Origin of the sequence: Acinetobacter sp. MB5, assembly GCF_003261585.1 — a bacterium.
Lineage (GTDB): Bacteria > Pseudomonadota > Gammaproteobacteria > Pseudomonadales > Moraxellaceae > Acinetobacter.
The window spans coordinates 148,533-172,748 of the sequence record NZ_POVU01000005.1; the positions used below are offsets into that span (position 1 = coordinate 148,533).

24 protein-coding genes and 1 pseudogene are annotated in these 24,216 nt (G+C 38.2%); 12 read left to right on the forward strand and 13 right to left on the reverse strand.

What is annotated here, in order from left to right:
- Positions 1-7: 7 nt before the first annotated feature.
- On the forward strand, positions 8-469 hold the full coding sequence (locus tag C1A47_RS08560; RefSeq protein ID WP_111894386.1) for a hypothetical protein: 462 nt from the start codon (positions 8-10) through the stop codon (positions 467-469).
- Between the two features lie 84 nt (positions 470-553).
- Here C1A47_RS08560 and C1A47_RS08565 read toward each other — a convergent pair.
- The 3 genes and pseudogenes from C1A47_RS08565 to brnQ form a co-directional block, all read right to left on the reverse strand.
- Positions 554-751: pseudogene (locus C1A47_RS08565) on the reverse strand (hypothetical protein); the annotation flags it as partial.
- Between the two features lie 202 nt (positions 752-953).
- Positions 954-1,178, reverse strand: coding sequence for a hypothetical protein (locus C1A47_RS08570; RefSeq protein WP_111894388.1), 225 nt, complete (start codon positions 1,176-1,178; stop codon positions 954-956).
- 253 nt (positions 1,179-1,431) lie between these two features.
- Positions 1,432-2,754 carry a branched-chain amino acid transport system II carrier protein gene (brnQ, locus tag C1A47_RS08575; protein WP_111894390.1) on the reverse strand — a complete coding sequence of 441 codons (1,323 nt, stop codon included), beginning with the start codon at positions 2,752-2,754 and terminating at the stop codon, positions 1,432-1,434.
- Positions 2,755-3,106: 352 nt separating this feature from the next.
- Between brnQ and map the strand changes: the two genes are divergently transcribed.
- Positions 3,107-3,901: a type I methionyl aminopeptidase gene (gene map, locus C1A47_RS08580; protein WP_111894392.1), complete on the forward strand. Its 795-nt coding sequence runs from the start codon at positions 3,107-3,109 to the stop codon at positions 3,899-3,901.
- Positions 3,902-3,917: 16 nt separating this feature from the next.
- Positions 3,918-4,805, forward strand: a complete 888-nt coding sequence (locus tag C1A47_RS08585) for an alpha/beta hydrolase (RefSeq protein WP_111894394.1) — start codon at positions 3,918-3,920, stop codon at positions 4,803-4,805.
- A gap of 153 nt (positions 4,806-4,958) precedes the next feature.
- Here the strand turns inward: C1A47_RS08585 and gcvH are convergent, their stop codons facing one another.
- The 7 genes from gcvH to C1A47_RS08620 form a co-directional block, all read right to left on the reverse strand.
- Entirely contained in the window at positions 4,959-5,333 is a 375-nt protein-coding gene (gene gcvH, locus C1A47_RS08590) for a glycine cleavage system protein GcvH (protein ID WP_111894396.1), read from the reverse strand.
- A gap of 75 nt (positions 5,334-5,408) precedes the next feature.
- Entirely contained in the window at positions 5,409-7,241 is a 1,833-nt protein-coding gene (locus tag C1A47_RS08595; RefSeq protein ID WP_111894398.1) for an ABC transporter ATP-binding protein, read from the reverse strand.
- 84 nt (positions 7,242-7,325) lie between these two features.
- A complete protein-coding gene (locus C1A47_RS08600; protein ID WP_111894400.1) occupies positions 7,326-8,564 on the reverse strand; it encodes a mechanosensitive ion channel family protein in 1,239 nt (412 codons plus the stop codon).
- A 107-nt stretch (positions 8,565-8,671) separates the two neighbouring features.
- Positions 8,672-9,208 carry a DUF2058 domain-containing protein gene (locus C1A47_RS08605; RefSeq protein WP_111894402.1) on the reverse strand — a complete coding sequence of 179 codons (537 nt, stop codon included), beginning with the start codon at positions 9,206-9,208 and terminating at the stop codon, positions 8,672-8,674.
- Between the two features lie 18 nt (positions 9,209-9,226).
- Positions 9,227-9,898, reverse strand: a complete 672-nt coding sequence (locus tag C1A47_RS08610; protein ID WP_111894404.1) for a YoaK family protein — start codon at positions 9,896-9,898, stop codon at positions 9,227-9,229.
- A 24-nt stretch (positions 9,899-9,922) separates the two neighbouring features.
- Positions 9,923-11,125: a serine/threonine transporter SstT gene (sstT, locus tag C1A47_RS08615; protein ID WP_111894406.1), complete on the reverse strand. Its 1,203-nt coding sequence runs from the start codon at positions 11,123-11,125 to the stop codon at positions 9,923-9,925.
- A gap of 237 nt (positions 11,126-11,362) precedes the next feature.
- A complete protein-coding gene (locus C1A47_RS08620) occupies positions 11,363-11,692 on the reverse strand; it encodes a metalloregulator ArsR/SmtB family transcription factor (RefSeq protein WP_111894408.1) in 330 nt (109 codons plus the stop codon).
- A gap of 469 nt (positions 11,693-12,161) precedes the next feature.
- Between C1A47_RS08620 and C1A47_RS08625 the strand changes: the two genes are divergently transcribed.
- The 3 genes from C1A47_RS08625 to C1A47_RS08635 are packed head-to-tail and all read left to right on the forward strand — an operon-like array spanning position 12,162 to position 15,935.
- Complete coding sequence (locus C1A47_RS08625; RefSeq protein WP_319921966.1) at positions 12,162-13,577, forward strand: MBOAT family O-acyltransferase; 1,416 nt, start codon at positions 12,162-12,164, stop codon at positions 13,575-13,577.
- On the forward strand, positions 13,564-14,643 hold the full coding sequence (locus C1A47_RS08630; RefSeq protein WP_111894412.1) for a DUF459 domain-containing protein: 1,080 nt from the start codon (positions 13,564-13,566) through the stop codon (positions 14,641-14,643). The genes C1A47_RS08625 and C1A47_RS08630 overlap by 14 nt, the downstream gene beginning before the upstream one ends.
- A gap of 11 nt (positions 14,644-14,654) precedes the next feature.
- Positions 14,655-15,935, forward strand: coding sequence for a GDSL-type esterase/lipase family protein (locus C1A47_RS08635; protein ID WP_111894414.1), 1,281 nt, complete (start codon positions 14,655-14,657; stop codon positions 15,933-15,935).
- A 47-nt stretch (positions 15,936-15,982) separates the two neighbouring features.
- Here C1A47_RS08635 and C1A47_RS08640 read toward each other — a convergent pair whose 3' ends face one another.
- Entirely contained in the window at positions 15,983-16,426 is a 444-nt protein-coding gene (locus C1A47_RS08640; protein ID WP_111894416.1) for a universal stress protein, read from the reverse strand.
- A gap of 315 nt (positions 16,427-16,741) precedes the next feature.
- Here C1A47_RS08640 and C1A47_RS08645 point away from each other — a divergent pair, with 315 nt between their 5' ends.
- A complete protein-coding gene (locus C1A47_RS08645) occupies positions 16,742-16,972 on the forward strand; it encodes a hypothetical protein (RefSeq protein WP_227539756.1) in 231 nt (76 codons plus the stop codon).
- Positions 16,973-17,105: 133 nt separating this feature from the next.
- Here C1A47_RS08645 and C1A47_RS18020 read toward each other — a convergent pair whose 3' ends face one another.
- Together C1A47_RS18020 and C1A47_RS08655 are read right to left on the reverse strand one after the other, a co-directional pair.
- Entirely contained in the window at positions 17,106-17,540 is a 435-nt protein-coding gene (locus C1A47_RS18020) for a DUF2798 domain-containing protein (protein WP_413772955.1), read from the reverse strand.
- A 4-nt stretch (positions 17,541-17,544) separates the two neighbouring features.
- Complete coding sequence (locus tag C1A47_RS08655; RefSeq protein ID WP_111894418.1) at positions 17,545-18,447, reverse strand: LysR family transcriptional regulator; 903 nt, start codon at positions 18,445-18,447, stop codon at positions 17,545-17,547.
- Positions 18,448-18,611: 164 nt separating this feature from the next.
- Between C1A47_RS08655 and C1A47_RS08660 the strand changes: the two genes are divergently transcribed.
- The 5 genes from C1A47_RS08660 (at position 18,612) to C1A47_RS08680 (ending at position 24,182) form a co-directional block, all read left to right on the forward strand.
- The gene (locus C1A47_RS08660) at positions 18,612-19,523 is read left to right on the forward strand and encodes a VOC family protein (RefSeq protein WP_111894546.1); all 912 of its coding nucleotides are present in this window, start codon (positions 18,612-18,614) and stop codon (positions 19,521-19,523) included.
- A complete protein-coding gene (locus tag C1A47_RS08665) occupies positions 19,520-20,383 on the forward strand; it encodes a fumarylacetoacetate hydrolase family protein (RefSeq protein ID WP_111894420.1) in 864 nt (287 codons plus the stop codon). Before C1A47_RS08660 ends, C1A47_RS08665 begins: the two co-directional genes overlap by 4 nt.
- A 4-nt stretch (positions 20,384-20,387) precedes the next feature.
- Positions 20,388-21,953 (forward strand): bifunctional 3-(3-hydroxy-phenyl)propionate/3-hydroxycinnamic acid hydroxylase, encoded by a 1,566-nt coding sequence (locus C1A47_RS08670; RefSeq protein WP_171294356.1) that lies wholly within the window; start codon positions 20,388-20,390, stop codon positions 21,951-21,953.
- A gap of 91 nt (positions 21,954-22,044) precedes the next feature.
- Positions 22,045-23,274, forward strand: coding sequence for an amidohydrolase family protein (locus C1A47_RS08675; protein WP_111894422.1), 1,230 nt, complete (start codon positions 22,045-22,047; stop codon positions 23,272-23,274).
- A gap of 2 nt (positions 23,275-23,276) precedes the next feature.
- Positions 23,277-24,182, forward strand: a complete 906-nt coding sequence (locus C1A47_RS08680) for an alpha/beta hydrolase (RefSeq protein WP_111894424.1) — start codon at positions 23,277-23,279, stop codon at positions 24,180-24,182.
- Positions 24,183-24,216 lie beyond the last annotated feature (34 nt).

The following is a 24,216-nucleotide window of genomic DNA, read 5'->3' on the forward strand; positions in this document are numbered from 1 at the left end:
CAACCTTATGTTGTTGAAAAAACATCAAGTCGTTTATCTGTTAGCGGCATGTTTATGTTTAGGCCTGCAAGGTTGTGATAAATCTTCTTCAGAAAAGAAAGTCGTCATTAAACCTGCACCAAAACTAACCAATGATGCAACTGCTTATGCACAGAAAGCATGGGTATTAATCAATCAGGTTGAACCGATTGTTGCAGAAAAACAACTTGCGAAAATTGAACCTGATGTTCGTAAACCACTACGTGAATTAGGTATTCAGTGGCGAGTCAATGTAAAAATGACAGATTCTGTCACTGAAGGTCAGTATGCATTGTGCCGAAAAGCGTTAACGAGTTTAGATTCTTGGGCAACAGCTACACTGAATCAGGATTCTGGTATTCAAGATGCTCATGCAGAATACAGTCGTGATAAAGCATTATGTAAAAATGCAATTGATCATCCAAATTTAGGTAATACACCAGCAAATTAAAAAATCTGAAAATAAAAAAAGCGGTTTAAACCGCTTTTTTTAAATCCTAAATTAGGCTTTAGGTTTGTTTGCAACAGGCGCAGCTTTATGTTCTTGCATTTTCTTTTCAGTCGCTTTATGAACTACTTTTTTAGCAGGCGCTTTATGCACTAATACACATTTACCACCTTTATGTTTAGGACCTGTACCACCTTGTAAAGTTGTACCCTTAGGGCAAGCCATAGCGCTTGCACTTAAAACAGCGAAAGTTAAAGCAACAGCAGAAGTTAGAATTTTTTTCATCATTAAGCCTTTTCATGATCAAGCTAGGTAATATCACCTAACATTAATAATACTTAATTTCATGGGTTAAATAATGTATTGAATGTGGATTTTTATTTAATTTGGTTAATTGTGGGGTTTTCTGTTCAAAAATTAAATTATTTTTAGTGTTTATATTTTTTGGGGATGTAAAAAAACTGGATCATATCCAGTTTTTAGTTGGTCATTCCTTACGGAATTTATGATCGATGACAGCCCACAATGCAAATGCCAGTGAAACGACAAGGGCATAGATAAAGTATTCAGGTTTTAGGTTGCCTGTGATGACTCCTTCAAAAGCTAGTGTCAACATGAGTGCTAGCGTTGTAAAACAATAGGTCATAATTTCCTGACTATGTTTTGCAGCGTTGTTAATGAAGATCAGTTTGTTCATTTTCATCGAAATCATCTCCACTCCTCTTGTCGTTCACGACGATTACATTGTTTTAGTCAATTCTTACTGTTTTACTTTGAATTTAATCTGAGTTCAATAGCTGCTACCATTTTTTTGTTAAACTATTATGACAATGGTGGTGCAAAGTTAATGCTTAGTCATAATTTGTGAAGCTAAAGAGCAACTATGTAAACCACAGTAATTTAATAAGCAAAAAAAATGCCTGAACGAGTCAGGCATTTGAATTGAATAATTAAATATATGAAATTTAATTATCTTTAACCGCTGTGCTTTGGGCAAGACCAAGGAATTTATCAATCACAAAAAAGAATACAAAAATCACAACAGATGGAATGAGCCATGCTAGATTTTGTGCATCTAATGGTAATTGTGACAAAAAGCTTGGAACCAGATTGCTTAAGCTTGAGGCTTTTAGACCTTCAAAAATACCAAATACCAATGCAATCGTAGTGACTGGAATCACAATCAAAGATGGTCGATTAAAGAACTTCCATAAGAAGCTGAGCACAATGACCACAATTGCTGGCGGGTAAATTGCGGTTAAAACAGGGACTGAGAATGCAATCAGTTTGGTTAAACCAAGGTTTGAAATGATCAAGGCAAAAATAACCAAGATAAAAACTAAAAGTTTGTATGAAATTTTAGTTAATTCATGGAAATATTCAGCACATGAACAAGTTAGACCAATCGCTGTGACTGTACATGCAAGGAAAATCAGCACAGTCAGGAATAAAGAGCCTAAATCACCAAAAGTATGTTGTACATAAGCATGTAGGATTTCTGCGCCGTTAGTTGCTGTTGTCATAAATGCATAACTTTGCAATCCAAGACGGAATAAGCAGAGATACAAGATGGTTAATCCAACACCCGCCATTAGGCTTGCAATGATTGCATAACGCATGATGAGTTTCTTGTCAGAAACGCCGCGAGAGTGAATTGCTTGTACAATTACAATACCAAATACCAGTGCACCCAGAGTATCCATGGTGAGATAGCCATTCACCAGACCTTCGGAAACAGGTTGTTGAATATAATTATGGACGGCTGGAGGTGTAACCAAAATTGGGAAAACTACCGTAGCAATACACAAAATTGCTAAAGCCACGATTTTGAGAGGTGCTAATACATGACCAATCGTGTCGAGCAACTTGTTTGGATACAAAGAGATAATGCCAACAATGGTGAAATAAACACAACTATAAATAAATAGATGGCTTGAAGAATCACCGAAGTAAGGCGAAAAACCGATTTCATAAGAAACAGTTGCGGTACGTGGCGTTGCAAACAGCGGGCCTACTGCCAAATAACAAACAATGGTAAGCAATAAACTTGCAAAACGACCTAAAGGAGCACTAAGCGTTTCAATAGATCCTTCTACACGAGAAAGCGCCATAATAGTTAAAACAGGTAACCCTACTGCAGTAATCAAAAAGCCTGCTGCGGCAAGCCAGACATGTTCACCAGCTTGCTGTGCAACAATAGGAGGAAAAATAATATTGCCTGCACCAATAAAGAGCGCAAAGGTCATAAAACCTAAAGCAATAATATCTCGTATATTGAGCTTATTCATAAAAACAGGGAGAGTGTTGAAACAAAGCGGTAGATTCTAGTGCAAAATAAATCTTTTTAACATCCTTTTGCATCTAATTAAGGCATGATTATTTTTTATAAATTCTATGATAGAAATGTGAATATTCAATTGAATTGAAGTCTAGAAAATTTGAAAGATTATTTTTTTTGAAAAATATTAAAAATTAAATATATTTATCATATATTTAAAAATATCAAAAAGTATATTTTCTATTTAAATGCTTGAAGTTTTTAACAATCAGGATTATTTTTCTTATATTGCCTCTGTAGAAATAGCCTAAGTAAATCTACATTTTATTTTAATATTTCCAACGAAATAAGGATAAGCATTCATGCGTGCCAACAAAGTCGTGATAAAAACTGAACAAGAAATCGAAAAACTCAAAGTTTCTGGGCGGCTGGCAGCAGAAGTTTTAGCCATGATTGCTGAACATGTAAAACCAGGCGTAACAACTGAATATTTGGATGATTTATGTCATGACTTTATTGTGAACACATTAAAAGTGGTTCCTGCAAATATTGGCTATTATGGCTACACCAAAACAACTTGTATCTCTCCAAATGAAGTTGTCTGTCATGGTATACCTTCTAAAAATATTACTTTAAAAGAAGGGGATATCATCAATATTGACGTTGCGATCATCAAAGATGGTTTTTATGGTGATACCAGCCGAATGTACTATGTTGGTGAGGTTGTACCTCAAGCTAAAAAACTCGTTGAAACTACATATGCTGCAATGGTTGCAGGAATCCATGCTGTGCATCCAGATGCAACATTGGGTGATATTGGACATGCAATTCAAGCTGTGGCTGAAAAAGAAGGGTATAGCATTGTTCGGGAATACTGCGGACATGGTATTGGCCGTGTTTACCACGAGCAGCCGAATGTTTTGCATTATGGCCAACGTGGGCAGGGCATGAAGTTGAAAAAAGGCATGGTGTTCACCATTGAGCCGATGGTCAACATGGGTAAACCACAAGTGAAAGAACTCTCGGATGGTTGGACAGTGATTACCAAAGATCATTCATTATCTGCCCAATGGGAACATATGATTGCGGTTACAGATGATGGTTTTGAACTGTTAACACCATGGCCAGAAGGTACAGGCACTTATCCTGCCATTTAATTTGTGAGATCAAGTAATGCAATACGAAGTTAAGCCTGCTTCTTTTTTAAGTTGTGGTGAGCAGCTTGCAGCTGATCTTTATTGGCCAACACAGGTGACTTTACCACCTGTCATTGTGATGGCAAATGGTTTCGCTTGTGAACGGAAATTCAGCTTGCCTGATGTTGCAGAGCGTTTTGCAGAACAAGGTTTTGTGGTTATATTGTTTGATTATCGAGGGTTTGGTGAAAGCACAGGGCGGCCAAGAGAATTAGTTTCAGCTAAGCACCATTTGCAAGACTGGAAAAACGTGATTGATCAAGTTAAAACTTGGTCTCATGTAAATCAGAAACAACTGTTCCTGTGGGGTGTCTCATTTAGTGGTGGTCATGTGATGACACTTGCATCTGAGGTTCATGACATTAAAGCTATAATTGCACTTGTTCCACATGTTGATGGTTTAGCAAGTGCCTTGCGATACCCGAAAAAATTTTTACCTCAAGCATTTAAATTAGCAATTCAGGATTTGTGGGCAGCGCGCACTGGGCAAACGGTCAGCGTTCCTGTTGTTGCGAAGCAGGGAATTAGTTGCTTGGCATGCGAGGGGTGTTACGATGCTTTCATGGAAAGTGTGCCTGAAAACTCAACATGGGTAGGCCATATTCCTGCGAGAATTTTATTAGAAATTAATACGTATCGACCTACACGTATTGCTAAAAAAATCGCTTGTCCAACTTTATTGATTGCGGCACATGATGATCAGCTTATTCCAATTGCTGCAACTCAAAAAGCAGCAAAAAAAATCAAAAATATTCAGTATTTTGAATGGGAAATGACACATTTCGATGTTGTGCATAAACAAAGCGACATATTTGAGCAAGCCATTCAAACACAGTTGCAATTTTTAAAAAATCATCTCATTTAAAATTTTACTTTAACTAGGAAATAGCCTAATTAATAAATAATATTCTTGTAAAATAGCCTAAGTAAATCTAATTAAAATAATCACAAACAAAAATCCGTAAAATAAAAAAAAGCACAGATTTTTCTGTGCCTTTTATAAAAAGAGAGAAGCAAATTACATAGTTGCTTCGTACTCTTCAGCAGAAAGTAGTTTTTCTACATCTGCCATATTGTCTGGTTTGATTTTATACATCCAGCCAGCGCCATATGGATCATTATTCACAAGCTCAGGTTCGTCTTCTAAAGCAGCATTAACTTCAACAACGATGCCTGCAATCGGAGAATAAATGTCTGAAGCTGTTTTAACAGATTCAACAACACCAGATTGTTCAGCAGCATCTAAATGACGATCAAGTTCAGGAACTTCAATATAAACCAAGTCACCTAGAGCATCTTGAGCATGGTCAGTGATTCCTGTAACCACAAAATCACCTTCAATGCGCGCCCATTCATGTGTTGCTGCGTATTTCAAATCATTTGGATGGTTCATAACAACTCCATAATTAAAATCAGTAATTGCAGTGATTTATACCTGTTTTTATTCAAAAACAAAAGTTAAAAATATTCAATCTACTAAGAAACCACCAGTTTGTCTTTGCCATAACTGAGCGTAGATTCCATGTAGCTCAAGCAGCTCGGTGTGAGAGCCTTGCTCAACGATTTTACCTTGATCCAGCACCACAATTCGATCCATTTTTGCAATTGTAGATAATCGATGGGCAATTGCAATTACCGTTTTACCTGCCATTAAGTCATTTAGACTGGATTGGATTGCAGCTTCAACTTCTGAGTCTAGTGCACTTGTTGCTTCATCTAAAATCAAAATAGGAGCATCTTTTAAAAAGACGCGGGCGATGGCAATACGTTGGCGTTGTCCACCGGAAAGCTTAACACCTCGTTCACCAACATAAGCATCGAGACCTTTGTTGCCGCGTACATCGGACAAGTTTTCAATAAATTCTTTAACTTTGGCTTTTTCAATTGCATAGTCAAATTCTTCATTCGTCGCATCATTACGTCCATAACGAATATTGTCAGAGACGGTGCGGTGTAATAAAGAAGTATCTTGAGTAACTAATGCAATGTGCTGTCTTAGACTGTCTTGGGTAACTTCAGCGATGTTTTGCCCATCAATTTCAATTGTCCCTTTTTGGATATCATAAAAATGCAGCAACAATTGAATGAGCGTGGATTTACCTGCGCCTGAACGACCAACAATCCCAATTTTCTCACCAGGTTGAATATTTAAATTAAAGTGATCAATGACATTACGGTTCTGGTTATAAGAAAAGCAGACATCTTTAAACTCAATATGACCGCCTTGTTTTAATTGTAGGGGTTGAGCATTTTCTATATCTACGATTGAAACAGGTTGAGCGAGGGTATTTTTACCATCTTGAATCGTCCCAATATTTTCAAACAACATTGAGATTTGCCACATGACAAACTCACTGAGGCTATTGAGCTTTAAAATCATGGCGGTTGTTGCCGCAATAATCCCGAGTTCAACTTGTCCAAGTGTCCATAAATAAACAGCGGTACCCAATACACCGATAAATAGAACTGCACTGAGGAGTTTTAGGCTCAGCTCGAACAAGGTTGCGAGACGCATCTGTTTATAGACAGTGACCATAAATTCTTGCATGGATGTCTTTGCAAATTGGCTTTCGCGTTGCGTATGAGCGAAAAGTTTAACGGTTTGGATGTTGGTATATGCATCGGTAATACGGCCTGTCATCACGGCGCGTGCATCGGCTTGTTTTTTTGAGATTTGGATCATGCGTGGCACAAAGAATGTTGCAGCCAATACAAATAATCCTAGCCATACAAAAAGTGGAATTAATAAACTTGGTGCGACATTTCCAAGCATCAGGCTGACAGAAATAAAATAGATGATCACATACGCTAGAATATCGCCCAAAATAACCCAAAATTCGCGTACAGCAAGTGCCGTTTGCATAATTTTGGCAGCTAATCGACCTGAAAACTCATTAGAGAAGAAATCCAGACTTTGCTGCATCATTAAATTATGAAAACGCCATCTGAGACGCATTGGGAAAGAGCTAAATAAAATTTGATGGCGAATAATAGACTGCATCGTTGCAAACACTATATTTGCAGCCAATATGCCAACCAGCATGAGTAACTGTCGAGCATGCTCTTGAATGAAGCTGTTCGGATGACTTTGACTTAACCAGTCTACCAAATGTCCAATTTGTGAGAAGAATAGCGCTTCAAAACTTGCTGTAGCCGCAGTAAGAAGCACTAATATAATCAGATAATGTTTTAGACCAGCGGCACATTGCCAAACAAATGGGAAAAAATCTTTAGGCAATGGTTTGTTTAAGTTTTCGGAAGGATAGGGATCTACTCGTCGTTCAAACCATTTTAATAACATACATTTTCTCCAAAGCTGTAGGTGTATTAAAACCGAAAAGCGCCTTTGAAGAAAATGTAATATGCAAAATTCTGCAATTAAAAATTATTTTGTGGCTAAACTCTGCAAATCAATTTGTGAGGCTGACTGATAAATTCTTAAACCAAATTCAGGCAGAATAGAGATTAGATGATCAAAAATATCGGATTGGATATTTTCATAATCAATCCAGACTGTTGTGCTAATAAAAGCATAAATTTCGATAGGCAAGCCCATGCTAGTTGGTTGAAGTTGACGAACAATGAGCGTTTGGTCTTGTGCAATGCCTTCGTGTTGACGTAAATAGAAATTCACATAAGCTCGGAAAGTGCCCAAGTTGGTTAGACGGCGCTGATTATATTCAGACTGATTGGAGAGTTGATTATTGAATTCTTCTAATTCATTTTCTTTTGAGTTGAGATAATTGTTGAGCAACAAGAAGTCTTTTAACCGTTGATGTTCTTCAAAAGTCATGAAGTGTACGCTGCTTTGATCGATATAAAGCGCTCGCTTCATACGGCGTACGCCAGATTGGGTCATACCACGCCAGTTACGGAATGTATCGGTGACCAATTTATTGGTAGGAATTGTGGTGATGGTTTTATCAAAATTTTGCACGGTAATGGTATGTAATGACATATCAATGACATCGCCATCTGCATTGAGTGATGACATTTCAATCCAGTCCCCAATACGGATCATGTCATAAGAAGAAATTTGCACACTGGCAACCAGAGACAAAATGGTATTTTGAAACACTAACATCAGTACCGTTGCCATTGCACCGAAACCAGCCAGTAGGGTAAAGACATCTTTTTTCAGGAATGTTCCTAAGATCATTAACCCACAAATGATAAACAGCATTAATTTGACGAGTTGCAGATAACCCTTAATTGGCTTGTTTCGCGAGTTAGGATTACGTTGGTAGATCGCATTAAAGACATTCAGAATTTCGCTAATGGTGCGAGCAATACTCAGGAAAATAAATGCCTGACACAGCATTTGAACCAGATATACCAGTTTTGCAGATAGATGTGGAACAGTGTCTATCCCATTCATAATAATAAGTGCAGGAACAATATTCGAGAAACGCTGAATGACACTGTGTTCGGCAAGAATGGAGTTCGTTGCAAATGTCATCTTGAGCAAAATTTTACGAATGCCGCGAACAACGATTTGTTTGGCAATAAAATTAGCAACAAATGCAGAAAAAATCAGGATGCCTAAACCACTGAGCATTTCTAACCATGGGAACTTATTTGCCCAAGTCTGGAGATCCTGAATATATTGGGAAAAATTAAACAAAATACCTAAGCCTTATACCAAAACTAACCCATATTGTACGGTTTTTTTTAATATAGACTTAGGCAAGTTTAAATAAATAAACGTTTTATTATGATTGAATTACAGACTTACCACATCAGATCATCTGGAATGACATATGCTGCGTATGGGTCTTCTTCATCTGTGGTTTGTTGATTAGTATCTTCTTTTTTCCATAAAATAAAACCTTCCATTTTTTGGTCAATACGCTCTGCTAATGCTTGTGGTAGGAACGCATAACGGTCATTTTCTTTGGCAATTACCAAACTTCCTGAAACCAAGGCATTGTAAATTTGCTGATGGATATAAACTTTCTTGATTTTATTTTCATCTATAAACTGGTAGCTAATATCACCATCAGTGTCTTTAATTTTGTGCTGACCAATCATTTGCACAATATTGCCTTTTAAGGTTTTTTCCTCAAGTTGACGCTGTTTTTCAGAATTGAGTGCCTGATCTTTTTCCTGTTTTTGTTGCTGATCTTGGGCAATTTTCGCTTTCAGCTCAGCTTCGTTACTTACACCTGTGCGCTGTTCGTGCTGTGCCTGTTTGCTCAATTTCTTTGCTTTTTTATTATCAACGAGACCTGCTTTTAAAAGCTGAGCCTGTAAAGCATTTTTAACCATAAGATAAATCCAACAAAATTAGTGATGTAACTGTTTACGAATATACAGTGCCCAATATGTCAGGCTCATTGCCAAACTCATAAACACTGGAATTAGGAAAGTATGTAAGTTTAAATAAGGATACAGCCAAGCGACAAGAATCCCACCACATAAAAATCCAAGTAAAATGACAACAAGTAAGAGAATGCGGCGTTTTTCTACAGCTAATCCACGTAGTAGATAACCTAAATTTAACCCTAAATCTGTGAGTAAACCTGTTAAATGTGTGGTTCGGATAATTGCACCTTTATAGTGGCTGACCATAGCATTTTGCATTCCCATCGCAACGCAAGCCCAAAGCAAAGCGTAACGAGGATAATAGGGAATAAACAGCCAACAGAGAAAAATACATAATCCAGACAGACTTAAGGGAATACCGTAGCGACGGCCAAGTCGAAAATGACTGTTACCAAGTAAGTAACCACTATACAGAGAGCCGAGCACAAAACTGGTAATGACGCAAATGCCGTAGAGGGCTTGCATGGATTGCCCATGCATGATGGCAATGGCAAGCATGCTGACATTGCCTGTCATATGTGAAACCGTTTGATGCCAAATGCTTAACAGCCCAAGTGCATTGACCATGCCCGCATTGAAGGCGAGAAAAAATGCACCGAGCTGAACCCAAACAGGTAATGTTTGAAATGGCATATCACGATCATGTAAGTAAAAGATTTATTTATCTTTATACCCTTGATCGACTGCAATTACAAATAACACATCTGTTGATGAGTTAAGTGCTGTTTCGGTTGAATCTTGAAGTACGCTAATCACCATACCAATCGCAACGACTTGCATGGCAACTTCTGAAGAAATACCAAATAAGCCACATGCAACAGGAACCAGTAACAAAGAACCACCAGCAACACCAGAAGCACCACATGCAGATACCGTTGCGACGACACACAAAATAATCATTGTGGTTAAGTCAGCTTGAACACCCAAAGTATTTACAGTAGCTAAAGCAAGTGTGGTAATGGTTACGGCTGCACCAGACATGTTAATGGTTGAACCTAATGGAATAACAACGTTTGATGTTGATTCATCTACACCACAACGGCGAGCAAGGTCTAGGTTAACTGGAATGTTTGCTGCTGAGCTACGTGTAAAAAATGCAGTAATACCGCTTTCGCGTAAACATTTAAACACTAACGGATATGGATTGCCTTTAATGACAAGAGCGACCAGAATCGGGTTGATGACTAAAGCAACAAAGAACATTGTACCAAGTAACACAGCCAGCAAGTGCGTGTAACTGATTAAGGTGCTCATACCTGAATTTGCAAATGTAACCGCAACTAAACCAAAAATCCCGATTGGAGCAAAGCTAATCACCACTTTAATGACTTTTGCAATTGCTTCAGCACTATCATGCAAAAATGCTTTGGTTGAGTTACTGCTATGATGAAAAGCCATACCCAAAATCAGCGCCCAAGCTAAAATCCCAATAAAGTTAGCTTCACTCAGGGCAACAACTGGGTTTGATACAAAACTTAATACCAAATTTTTCAATACGACACTTAAACTGCTTGGTGGTTGTAAAGATTGATCACCTGCGAGATGCAACACCAATGTCGTTGGGAATAAACGATCTGCAATCACAGCACTAAATGCAGCCAATAGCATCCCTGTGACATACATTAGCAAAATAGGTTTAAAGTTTTTTGCACTTTGTTCTGCCTGAAAGTTGGCAATAGATGAAATCACCAAAACAAATACAAGAATAGGTGCAACAGATTTTAAAGCCTTAATAAAAATATCACCGAGAAGGCTCAGGTAGGGGGCAGCATTTGGGAAAAGAAGGGCAACAGCGACCCCTAAAATAATTGCAATGACAATCCGCGTCACTAAGCTAGATTGTTTAAGAGCTGAAAGCATAAGAAAGCCTTAAAAAAACCAATTGAGGTTCAGAATCAACAAGCGCGCTATTCTATAGAAAAAATACAGAATCTTACATTTTTACTGCTATAAAAATAGACTTTTTATGAGTTAAATTGATATTTATTTTAATTAAGTTTTTGAATTTTAATAAATTTGAGTTAAACAGTAAATTTTAGATTGTTTTATACTTTGTTGATAAAACAAGCAAAAACATACTGTTTAACTTAATGAAACTTATTCTGCTGTTACAGCAGTTGGGTGATCGGAATGGAAACGATAAATATTATTTAATATTTTTGTGAATCTTTGATCTTTAATTGAATAAAAAATTTGTTTGCCAGAACGTCGAGTTGTGACCACATTGTTTTTACGCAAAATCATCAGTTGCTGAGAAAGCGTTGGCTGTAAAATTTCACTTTTAGCTTCAATCTCAGACACATTAAGTTCTTCATTTAGAAGTAGACTTAGGATAAGCAAGCGATCTTTATTACCAAGTGACTTGAGTACACTCACAATATCTTCGGATAACTCACGAATCACATCAATATCTAGTGGTTCGTTCATTTTTCCCCCTTATATAAGATTGCTATAATTTATTAATAAATATACAAAAAAGATGTGTACAAAAAATGGATTTTGTTATTCTTTGCGTATATTTGTAACTAAAGAAAATAAGAAACATGATCAAATTCAATATCATTTACCAAATTAAATAATATTTTTTCTGAAATAATCCAATTTATGTTCAAAAGTAGACTCATGTTTAAAAATAAATATTTTAAATTAAATTTAAATTAATTGTTAAAATATCATATAGTTATGAAATTTAATTGTAAGTAATAGAAAAAAACTATCAGTATTGTATTTTTATGATTTTTCCATGAGATCAAACTTTTTGTAGTGACTTGGTATAATATGCGTGAAAATTTTATGTGCAACCATTTCACTCATGTTTTCCTTTCTATCAATTGAGTTCGCACTCTCTTTTATAGGCTTCTTTTGCCTGTATTGGGGCTTACGGAAAATGCCTCAGATGCAGAATATTCTGCTTGTTATTGCCAGTTATGTGTGCATTTTTTTAATGTCTAACTGGATCGCAGTCACTGTGATTGCGAGTTATAGCTGTATTATTTATTTACTTTCTGTTTCGATGGATCGCTGGACTCAACATAAGAAAAAAATCTTTCTGACAGCAGTTCTACTTACACTGATACAACTCGCATTTTTTAAATACTATGATTTCTTTCGCCAACAAGCGAGCTTAACTCTTGGCGCAATGCATTTAGATAGTTCATTTTTAGTGTCCAATCTATTATTGCCTTTAGGGATTTCTTATTATTCATTTCAGTCGATTAGTTATTTGCTCAGTCGCTATCACAATGAAACAGAAGTTCCTCGTTTTAACTTGCCACAGCTTTTGCTGCATTTTTCATTTTTTGCAACAATTACGGCAGGCCCAATTGCACGTGCAAAGAGTGCTAAAGGTTTAACAGATATTCAAAATCAGCCCTGTGGTATGAGTGCGCAAATTTGCCAAACTGAACCCCGTAAGATTTTGTACCCAAGTCTGGCTTTTGGTTTGATTTTACTTGCGCTAATTAAAAAGTGGTGGATTGCAGGCTGGTTAGCTGATCACTGGGTCAATCCAGTTTTTGAAAATCCAATGCAATATCACTCTTTAGAAGTGCTCTGTGCAATTTACGGTTATACCTTGCAGTTGTTCCTCGATTTCTCAGGTTACAGTGAAATGATGATTGCATTTGGTTTATTGCTGGGTTTCCGTTTACCTGTCAATTTTCGTGCGCCATTGTTAGCACATAATATCCGTGACTTTTGGGATAAATGGCATATCAGCCTTTCTACATGGATTCGTGACTATATTTACATTCCATTGGGGGGGAGTCGAGGCGGGTTTACACGGACACAAGTTAACTTACTGGTTGCGATGGTTCTTTCGGGCGTATGGCATGGTTCAGGCTGGAATTTTTTTGTGTGGGGATTCCTCAATGGCTTGGGTCTTGTCTTGCTCAACATTGGCGATAAGATTTACGAAAAAGTCCGTGGTGTTAACGCAAAAGAGTCTCGTGATGTCTTAGCTAAAACAGGCTGGTTTGGAAAAGCGATTGGAATATTAATCACGATTCATTTTGTTTGCTTCTGTTTCGTCTTTTTCCGCGCCAAAAGTATGGATGAAGCTTTACAAGTATTTCATGCCTTATTCCAAAATACAGTCAATGTCTCTTGGTCTAATAACCCACTGTATCTGTTAGGAATATTGCTTATTTCATGGGTGGTTTATCCACTTGTGCGTCAAAACGCGCAGAAATTGGCTGGAATCTTTACTCGAATTCCAAAATATGCTGTTTCGGTCCCTTTATTTATTGTCTTCTTACTTGTGTTGATTTGTGCACCATCAGGTATTCCAGGATTTATCTATGCAAACTTCTGATACGGATATTATAAGTACATCATTAGAACAACCACAACAGCCAGAGTTTGTACAGGATCATCTGGAACAGCGCCATAACTTTTTATATGTCATGTTTGTATTGGTGGCATTTGCATTAACATCCATTTGGATCATGCAAAATTCTGTGAATGCTTACTTTCAACAGACTTATCATCGGGACAGTCCATTTGCGGTGCTAGATCAGTTTAAAGTCTGGCATATCGGTGGAGAGATTGGTGATTATTTATATGGTCAAAATGAACAATATGATGAAAATGTTAATGCTGTAAATAACAAGATGGTTGATGAATTTAACCAGAATTATGCTTACACACCTGAATATAAAGCAGTCGAAGCACGTCGTATACAACAAGAAAAAGCAAAACTGGCACTGCTTGAAAAACAAAGAAGCAAACAGGAGCTTGATCAGCGTTTTATGCTCACTGGGCAAGATCAGGTCTTTTTTGCTGGTGACTCTTTAATGCAGGGTGTTGCACCACATGTACAAAAATACTTAGAAGATAAAGGCATTCAAACGGTCAATCTGAGTAAACAAAGTACGGGTTTGACCTATCCGAAATTTTTTGACTGGCCAAAAACCATTCGTGAGACTTTAAATAGTAATCATCATATTAAAGTCATGATTGTATTTTTAGGGCCAAATGACCCGTGGGACATTTTCGATTCAACCAAACATCATTGGTTAACGTTTAAATCGCCTGCATGGGAAGCTGAATACCGTGCGCGTATTGATAGCATTTTAAATGAAGCGAAAAAACACAATGTCAATGTGATGTGGTTGACTCCTCCGAATATGCATAAAGATCAGCTTAATCAGCAAATGATTTATCTAAATGAAGTCATTCGTAGTGAAGTGGAAAAAGCACATCAATTTGTGGTGGATTCACGTCCTGTGATTGGTGGAAAAGACAATCATTTTGCTGAAACGATGAATACCCCCGATGGAAATATGAAGGTACGTAGTGCAGATGGTATACATTTTACAGTTGAAGGACAGAAAATCATTGCTCACAATATTTTGCAGTACTTACATTTAGCAAATTAAGCGACTTTTAAATGAAAATGAAAGAATTAAAACGATGCAGCCTGTTTTGGGCTGCATCGATGATCAGTATTTCTGCATTTGCAGGCAATCTCTCCAATTTCCAAGAACCAAATACATCTCAATTGGTCAAAAGTATTGAACAACATCGGCTTAATGTCGTTCAATTCGGCGACTCACATACCGCAGCAGACTATATGAGTAATGCGCTCAGAACGACACTACAAAATAATCTGGGAAATGGTGGCATGGGCTGGGGAATGCCGATGTACTTTTCAGGTCAGCGCCTAACACGTTTTGGTTATGACAATACCAACTGGCAGCCGATTTCTATTCGTACGCAAGCCAATGAAAATTACACTTTGGGTGGGCTCATTGCTCGGCCAGAATCGGATGGTGCAACATTAACCATTAAGGCGAAACAACAAGAGCAACTGCAAGAAATTACGGTGAGCATTCGGCAAGGTGCTGAAGATAGTGATTTTCAAGGTGTGGATAGTCGCGGAGAGCATTTTCATTTAAGTGCGCCTGTTAAAGACAACACTTGGCAATTACAAACCTTCAAAGCACGTTTACCTTTTACCATTACAGCACCACATAATCCTCAATCAGCCCTGGGAGGATGGTGGGCAAAAAATGCAACAGGTTCAGGTGCGGTAGTTTCTGCACTGGGAATTAATGGTGCACAGTTACAGTCTTGGAGTAACTGGAATCCTGTTTGGAAAAAGCAACTTGGCAAGCTTAAATTTGACTTGATCATTTTGGCTTATGGAACAAATGAAGCTTATAGCTATCATGATCTAGAACAAGAAAAACAGATTTTACTGAGCCGAATTCATGATATTCGGGAAGTGTCACCTTCGAGTGCAATTTTAATTGTTTCAGCACCTGAAAGTTTGAAAGACAAATCTGGAGAATGCGGTGTTCGTCCATCGCAACTTACAGCTTTTCAAGCCATGCAACGTGAAGTTGCCAGTCAAGCGCATACTTTATTTTGGGATTGGCAAGAGGCAATGGGTGGAAACTGTAGCATGAAAGGCTGGATGGCTCGTGGGGATGCGGCACGAGATGGTGTGCATTTCTCAGCTTCTGGCTATACCAAATTGGGGGATAGGCTTGCCAATGACATTTTAGCCCTCGCATCTGCTGGATCTAAAGTTTCAATGACCAAACAGGTTGACTCCCATTCTTCAACCAAGCCAGTACTGGTTGCGAGTAGTCAGAATCAGACAGCGGGTTTTGCAAGTATTTGTGGGATTGATGAAGGCGATAACAGTTGTAAAGTGATTCATTAATTCATAAAAAAACCTACGATACAAATCGTAGGTTTTTTTTGAAAATTTTACTTGTGTACAACAAGTACAGGTACAGTACCTTCACTTAAAATTGCTTGAGTCACGCTACCTAAGAATAGTTTTTTAATTCCTTTACGGCCATGTGAACCAATAACAATCAGATCTGCACCAAGTTCACCAACTGCTTCTACAATTACTTTATGTACAGCTTGCCCTTCAAGAATTTGAGTATCGGCAGTAACACCTTCTTGAGCAAACAGTGATTTTGCCTGTTCAAGAATTTCCTGAATTTCTTCTTTTGCTTTAACCACATAATCATTAATAAATTGATCTGTGTTCACAAACTCAACAGCCACGAAAGGATCTACGGCTAAAACGCAGACTGCTGTGACTTTACTATTGAATGCTTTCGCAATTGAAGCTGCTTGTTTAACTGCTGCTAACGAAGTTTCTGAACCATCAACTGGCACTAAAATATGTTGGTAAGCCATTTTAAATTACTCCTAAGCTGTCCTTAGACACTGGATACTTTTGTTAAATTTTGCTCGTTGTTAAGTCAAAGTGTCTTATCTGTACGAATTTCTAGTTATGTTTGATATCTAAGTCCTATAAAACTAGAATTTTTAATCTAAGAGCACATAGCTTTAGGCTAGCATATTTTATAACCATAAAAAAAGGTGGGATTTCTTGTTTTCATGAATAAAATCTATGCTAACACTTAGAAATATCGGGGAAATTGACTTTGGTTTCATCTTTCTTTCATATAGCAAAGTCCATAATACCGATCATTTTTAAAGAGAACCGTCATGGATAGTAAATCTGACATTCAAAATTTAAATAAATTAATCGAAGAATGTATAACTAAACAAAAAAAGCCTGAGAAAATTTTAATTGGATATAAAATGTATGCGGAGCTTATGAATGATCGTCAATTTATGCAAGAAGTGGTTGGATCTGCAATGAATCCCAATAAACGTAAGTATAAGAATATCAAAATTAAAGTCACTCAAGATGCAAATCAGCTAGAAATTGTTTAACTAATTACAGGTGTGTGGTCGAAAATTTAGAAAGATGAAAGCTACACACCTAAATTACTACAAAGTTAGTTGCTAATAGTAAACATAAAATCAAAACACTGAAGATACATCTAATCATTAGAAATAATAACGATTACTCATAAGTTACATAGCATAGAAATTTTCTGACGATTGGAGCAAAAATCAAAATCAATGGAAACGCAATCATCCATGATAATGGCCAGTTTGAAAGCCACTTAAGTAAGAAGCCATTATGTATACCTTGGCTTCTTGCCAAGTTGAAAAAAGAAAGTGTTCCACTCATGAGACCAGATAGGATCAAAGGCAGAATCCAAGAAATATGCCTGACATGAATCTTTGGGAAAAATTTAATTAGGGTATGGAATATCATAAGTCCACCGAGCTTTAAAAAAACACTTACTATTCTCGGCATAAGATATGATTTGCATCTGCATAAATAAAATTTATTTAAATAATTTAAAGCATTGATTAAATGAATACAATTTTTTGATTCAGACAAAAACCAGCATTCAATATAAAGATGCAATCGTGAGTATTGCATCAACATAAGTTTATAGATCTGTAAATAAATTTTTGATCAGAGATGCGAGCCAGATATGTGCTGGGTCATAATGTATTTTTTCCTGCCAAAAAATAGAGACATCCACCTCGGGAACTTGGATTGGCAGAGTTGCGGTTGTCAAATTATGACTTTGAATCAACTGCTTAGCGACTTGTAAATGTGTTGTCATAATCATATTGGTGTTTGCCAGAATATGTGGCAATGCAATAATGTTTGATGTTTTAAGTAAAATATTGGCGTTATTTTTTTCTAAATAATCTTCAATGGTTTTATGGCTTTGGCTAGATGTTGAGATCACAACATGGTCTGCTTGCAAGTATGTTTTTAGATCTATATCAGCATTTAAAATCGGATGGTCTTTTCTTAACAAGATTGCGAATTTTTCAGTGATTAATTTTGTTGAACGAATGCCTTGTCCATTTAATTTGTTTAGATTTCCTATCGCAAAATCAAGCTGTCCATCAGAGAGCTGTGAATAAATTTGATCAAAACTTAATGTAACCGCCTCAATTTTGATATGCGGCCCCTGTGTTTTTAACTGTTCAAATAATTTGGGTAAAAACGTAAATTGTCCCAAGTCTGACATGTGGATTCTAAAGGTTTGATCTGACTCTAATGGATCAAAAATGGATTTGTATTCAATAACTTCTTTAGATAAAGATAAAATATTGTCAATGTTTTGAGCAATCGAAAGTGCAAAAGGCGTTGGCTCCATTCCTGTTTTGGTCTGAACAAATAACGGATCTCCCAACAAATCTCTTAAGCGTCTCAAGGCATTGCTCATTGCAGGTTGGGTAATACCATATAGATCTGCCGCAGCAGAAACACTCCGAGTTTTTAAAATTGCCTGAAATGCACCAAAGAGATTTAAATCCACTCTATAGATATTCATAAAATCAATCCATTGAATTATTAAAATAAATTAGTTTTATAGCATGAAACATCCTAAATTAAAAAAAATGGAAAGAAAAGCAATTTAATAATGCTCAATAAGATATTGAATAAAAATATCTTTTTTTTAAAAGAAAGCTTTTATTTAATTTAGGAAGAATGATTGTGAGTTCAAAATTAATTGAAAGTGTGCGAAGTGTTTCGCTCGATGTTCCTGATATTGCGAAAGCCAAAACGTTCTATACACAGGTTTGGAATCTTAATGTCATTGATGAAAATGAGCATGCCATATTTCTGACAGGCTCAGGGCAAGATCACCATTTACTGGCCTTGTATCAAGCTGAAAAGCTGGCCATTCGGGACGTTACACTCCGTGTAAAAAATCAGGATGCGTTTAAAACGATTCAGGTTTTAGCAGAAAAAGCACAAGGTCGGGTGCTCACAGACGTTGAAAAATCGACAGATCCCGCAGGCGGAAGCCAGCTTGTGATTGCAGATCCTCAAGGGCGAATTTACCGCTTGGTTTATGGTGATCAGTTAAAGCCAATCACTGAACCTGTTGCTGATCAGCCAATTCGTTTAGCGCATGTTGTTTTAAATAGTGCTGAGGTGGATTTGGCCCAGCAATTCATTACAGATGTTCTGGATTTTAAATTATCAGACCGTACCAAAATTATGGCGTTCATGAACTGTAACCGTGACCATCATAGTATTGCTTTTGGTGATACAGATAATAATGCATTGAATCATATTGCTTTTTTAATGAAGGATGTTGATTCGGTAATGCGTGGTGCAGGACGTATGAAGGATGCAAACCATGCTGTTGAATGGGGGCCTGGTCGACATGGTCCAGGCGATAATGTTTTTAACTACTTTATCGGCCCATTTGGTGAAGTCATTGAATATACAGCAGAAGTTGAACAAATTGATGATACCTATGTGACGGGATATCCAGAAAACTGGACATGGCCTAAAGGCCGAACAGATCAATGGGGTATGACTCAGCAGCCATCAGCAAATCTTAAAGAAGCACAGAAAAAAACTTTTTTTATACCAGTTCAGGGAGAGAATGAATGAAATTAGCCACTTATATCCGTAATAACGAAGCACGTCTTGGTCTTGTTGTTGAAAATAACCTGATTGATTTTAATGATGCACAACCACAAGTTCCAAGTGATCTTTTAAGTGCGCTCGCGGACGGGGTGGATTTGGCAGCCGCCGCAGAAAAAGCAGTACAGGCAAATACCATTCGAGTTCCTGTCAATGAACTGAAATTTGCGCCATTAATTCCTGCGCCAAGCAAAGTGATTTGTTTAGGTCTGAACTATTTTGACCATGCCAAAGAAGGTGGGCGTGAAAAACCAGATTATCCATGGTTTTTCTTTCGCGGTAAAACCTCATTGGTTGCAGCTAACGAGCCTGCCATTTTACCGAAAGTCTCTGAACGATTTGATTATGAAGCTGAACTGGCGGTTGTGATAGGTCAAGCTGTACCACGACATGTAAGCCAAAAAGATGCGTTGGATTATGTTTTTGGATATAGCTGTTTCAATGATATGTCTGTGCGTGATTATCAGAAACGTACACCGCAATGGACGATTGGTAAAAACTTTGACTTAACAGGTGGTTTTGGGCCTTATCTTGTCACCGCGGATGAGTTACCACACGGCGCTAAGGATTTGAAAATTCAATGTATTTTGAATGGTCAAGTCATGCAGTCTGCAACCACGACAGACATGATTTGGTCTGTTGCTGAAACGATCAGTCTGCTTTCTGAATGTTTAACTTTAGAAGCGGGTGATGTGATTGTGATGGGAACACCTGCGGGCGTGGGACAGTCTCGTCAACCACCAGTCTGGATGAAACATGGCGATACTGTTGAAATTGTGATTGAGAAAATTGGCACATTAACCAATCCAATTCAGGCAGAGGGTTAAGCCTATGGCTGATCATCAGATTTATGATGTTGCAATTGTTGGCTATGGCCCATCTGGTGCAATCGCAGCATGTATCTTAGGGCAGGCAGGTCTTCAGGTATATGTCTGCGATAAAGATCGAGATGTTTATGACAAGCCAAGAGCGATTGCACTGGATCATGAAATTTTAAGGGTTTTTCAAAATATTGATATTATTGATGATATTTTACCATTTTGTGAGCCATTTACAGATTCCTGTTATTTCGGTGCAGAAGGACAACTCATTCGTCAGTTGACCATGGTCGATAAACCATACCCTTTAGGTTATGTTCCTTCGATTGTTTTTACCCAACCTGCTGTAGAGCGTGTGATTCGTGAAAAGGTCGGTCATTTAAAAAATATTACCGTCCAGTTGGAAACGAGATTAGTTGATTTAAAACAGAAAGCAGACACAGCCGATTTGACTGTAGAACATGCGACTGGAGAACATTCAACGATCCGTGCGCGTTATGTCATTGGTTGTGATGGTGCTTCAAGTACCATTCGAAAATTGCTCGATATTAAACTCGAAGATTTGGGTTTTAACGAACCTTGGTTGGTTGTCGATGTACAGGTTAATGAAAAAGGTTTGGCCAAACTGCCAAAAACCAGCGTGCAGTACTGTGAGCCAGAACGCCCTGCAACTTTTGTGATTGGGCCAGGGAACCATCGTCGTTGGGAAATTAGCCTAAAGCCAGAAGAAGACCCTGTTTATCAGGCAACGCCTGAAGGCACATGGAAGCTATTGCAGCGTTGGATTACACCTGAAGATGCCACTTTGTGGCGTCAAGCCAGCTATAACTTCCACGCACTGGTTGCTGAAAAGTGGCGGGATGGACGTGTGTTCTTAGCGGGTGATGCAGCACACCAACAACCGCCTTTTTTGGGACAAGGCATGTGTCAGGGTGTCCGTGATGTCGTGAATTTGTCTTGGAAATTAAAAACAGTCCTGACCCAGCAGTTGAATCAGAATGCGAGTGAGGCACTTTTAAATAGCTATGGACTTGAGCGTAAAGAACACGTTTGCCAGCTGACCACCACCATTAAAAAAATTGGCGAAGTAATATGCGAACGTGATGTCAATCAAGCAAAACTAAGAGACAAAACACTCTTGGATGACAATAATGGGGTCGTTAAACCCGTTGCCAGACAAGATATTTTACCGTATTTGTCAAAAGGATTAGTCACGGAAACTGAAGGGCGTGGTCGAATTTTCCCACAGCCTGTAGTTGCTCAGAATGAGCAAGAAATCCTGATGGATCGTATTTTGCAAAATGGCTGGAAAGTCTTTGTGGATGCGAAAATACAAATTAAGGAAGACGTGCTGGATCATTTTATTTTGCCGATTCAACTGATCCAGATTGAAAAGAATTTGCAAGAAAAAGATCCACTTGTTGCGAACTGGTTTAAAGAGTTTGCTGTACATGCTGCGATTGTACGACCTGACCATTATGTCTACGCCACAGCAAAAAATTCTGAAGACTTATATACACAGTTTGAGCAGCTCGTTCGGGATTTAGGTTTAACCACTCGTTTGTCTGAAGCATCTTAAATTTTAAGGTGTTTCATTCCTCATACATGTCAGCATGATTGAAGAATAAAAAGTAAACCAAAGGATGAATGGTATTTAAAAGGAGTAAGTGATGAGTATTGTTTTTACGAATACCCGTATTTTTGATGGAACAGGATCTACATCATTTCAAGGTGAAGTGCGTGTTGAAGGCGATCGAATTGTTGAAGTTGCAGCAGCACCCGCACAGGTTAGCCGTAACGATGTTTCTCGCGTGATTGATTGTGAAAATAAAACCTTAATGCCAGGCATGGTGGAAGCACATGCACATCTGACTTGGCCAACTTCGGTTGAAAAATTTGTTCCAGGGATGCACTTACCAACAGAAGAACTGGCACTCACCGCAGCAAGAAATGCGCGTATTTTACTGGATCATGGATTCACCAGTGCTTATTCGGCAGGTTCATTGAGTAAAACTCTGGAAATTACACTCAATGAGTTTTTCAAATCAGGTGGATTACCTGGCCCTCGTTTTATTCCATCTTCTGTAGAACGTGAACCACCAAATGAATCAGAATTAGACCCAGGTCATATTGAAGAACATGGTAAAGGCGCAGATGCGATACGTGATTTTGTACAAGATTGTGCTGAACTGGGCGCGAAGGCGATTAAATTTCTAATTTCTGGAGAAAGTGCTTTAAAACCGGGGGCTTCATTGGAGTTGTTGTATTCCGAAGAAGAACTGATGGCTGCCGGTGAAGAAGCGAAAAAGCACAATGTCTGGCTGACTGGACATGCACATGCAGCCGAAGCGGTGAAGCTTGGCGTAAAAAGCGGTTTTCGTATTTTGTATCATTGTACTTATGCGGATGATGAATGCCTTGATTTGTTGGAAGCGAAGAAAGACGAGATTTTTATTGCACCGACCATTGGCATTGTACAAGCGACATTAGATGCAACACCGCCGCCGCATATGGACATGTCACATATGAAAAATGAATCGCAAATTGTACTGGATAAGCTCAAAGAACTTGTACCAAAACTCAGACAGCGTGGACTTCGTTTGCTTCCAGGAGGAGATTACGGTTTTCCATTTAATCCGAATGGCAAAAATGCATGGGATTTAGAACTCTGGGTTCGTCATTTTGGTTATAGCCCAGCAGAAGCATTGAATGCTGCAACTGAGTTGGGCGGTATGTTGATGGGGCATGAGGGTGAGTTGGGTTGTATTAAACCAGGCTATATTGCGGACTTGCTGGTGATTGATGGCGATCCATTGGCAGACATCACCTTGCTGCAAAACAAAAACAATATTCACACGATTATGCAAAATGGGCATTTTTATAAGCAACTCGGAGAATAAAAATGCAGAAAATGAGTCGGGCAACAGCAGAAAAAATCAGAGAGATTGGGAACAACTTGCCTGAAATTGCGGTGTTATATCAGCAAGAAGCAAGTGAGTCTCTGTCTGATCGCGTTCGGATCATGACTGAACTTACCTATGGTTCACATGAGCGACATGTACTGGATGTCTATTTACCTGTCGATATCAAGCCTGATCAAGCTGTACCTGTTGTGATCTTCTTTCATGGTGGTGGATTTATTCGAGGAGATAAAAAACATCGCCAAAATATTGGTTGTTTTTTGGCTGAACAGGGATTTGCCACGATTTTGGCAAATTACCGTTTAGCCCCTGAGGTTCAATGGCCAAGCGGTGCAGAAGATGTTGCTCAGGTCTGGCAATGGGTGATGTCGAATGCGAACTCAACAGCATTGGCGACCCATTTTGATACCCAAAATATCTTCTTGATGGGTGAATCTGCGGGCGCTGCCCATGTGGCATCGATTGCTTTAAATACGCGCTTACAACCGAAAGACTGGCAGATTTCGGGCGCAATTTTGCTCTCAGGGCCATACAACCCAAAACTAGAGCATTTGGCCGCGCGACAATTGTCCATTTTGCAACCTGATGTTCGTAATGAATCTTATTTTGGGACAGATCGACAGGCATGGGATCGGGCAGCAACCATTGATTTGATAGATGCGAAACCCTTTCCATTGCTGGTTTCATTTACGGAATTAGACCTTCCACAAATGCAGGTTCAAGCCAGTGAGCTGTTTACCAAGCTGGTCTGTCAGCATGGATATCAGCCAGAGCTGTTGATTGTTCCAGACCATAATCATTTTTCACAAGGCTATAGTTTCGGATTAGAAGACACCAGCGTTAGCCAGCCCGTTTTAAATTTTCTCAGGAAAAATTTAAGCCAATAACTTAAATGATTTAAGTAAAAAACAAAAAATTAAA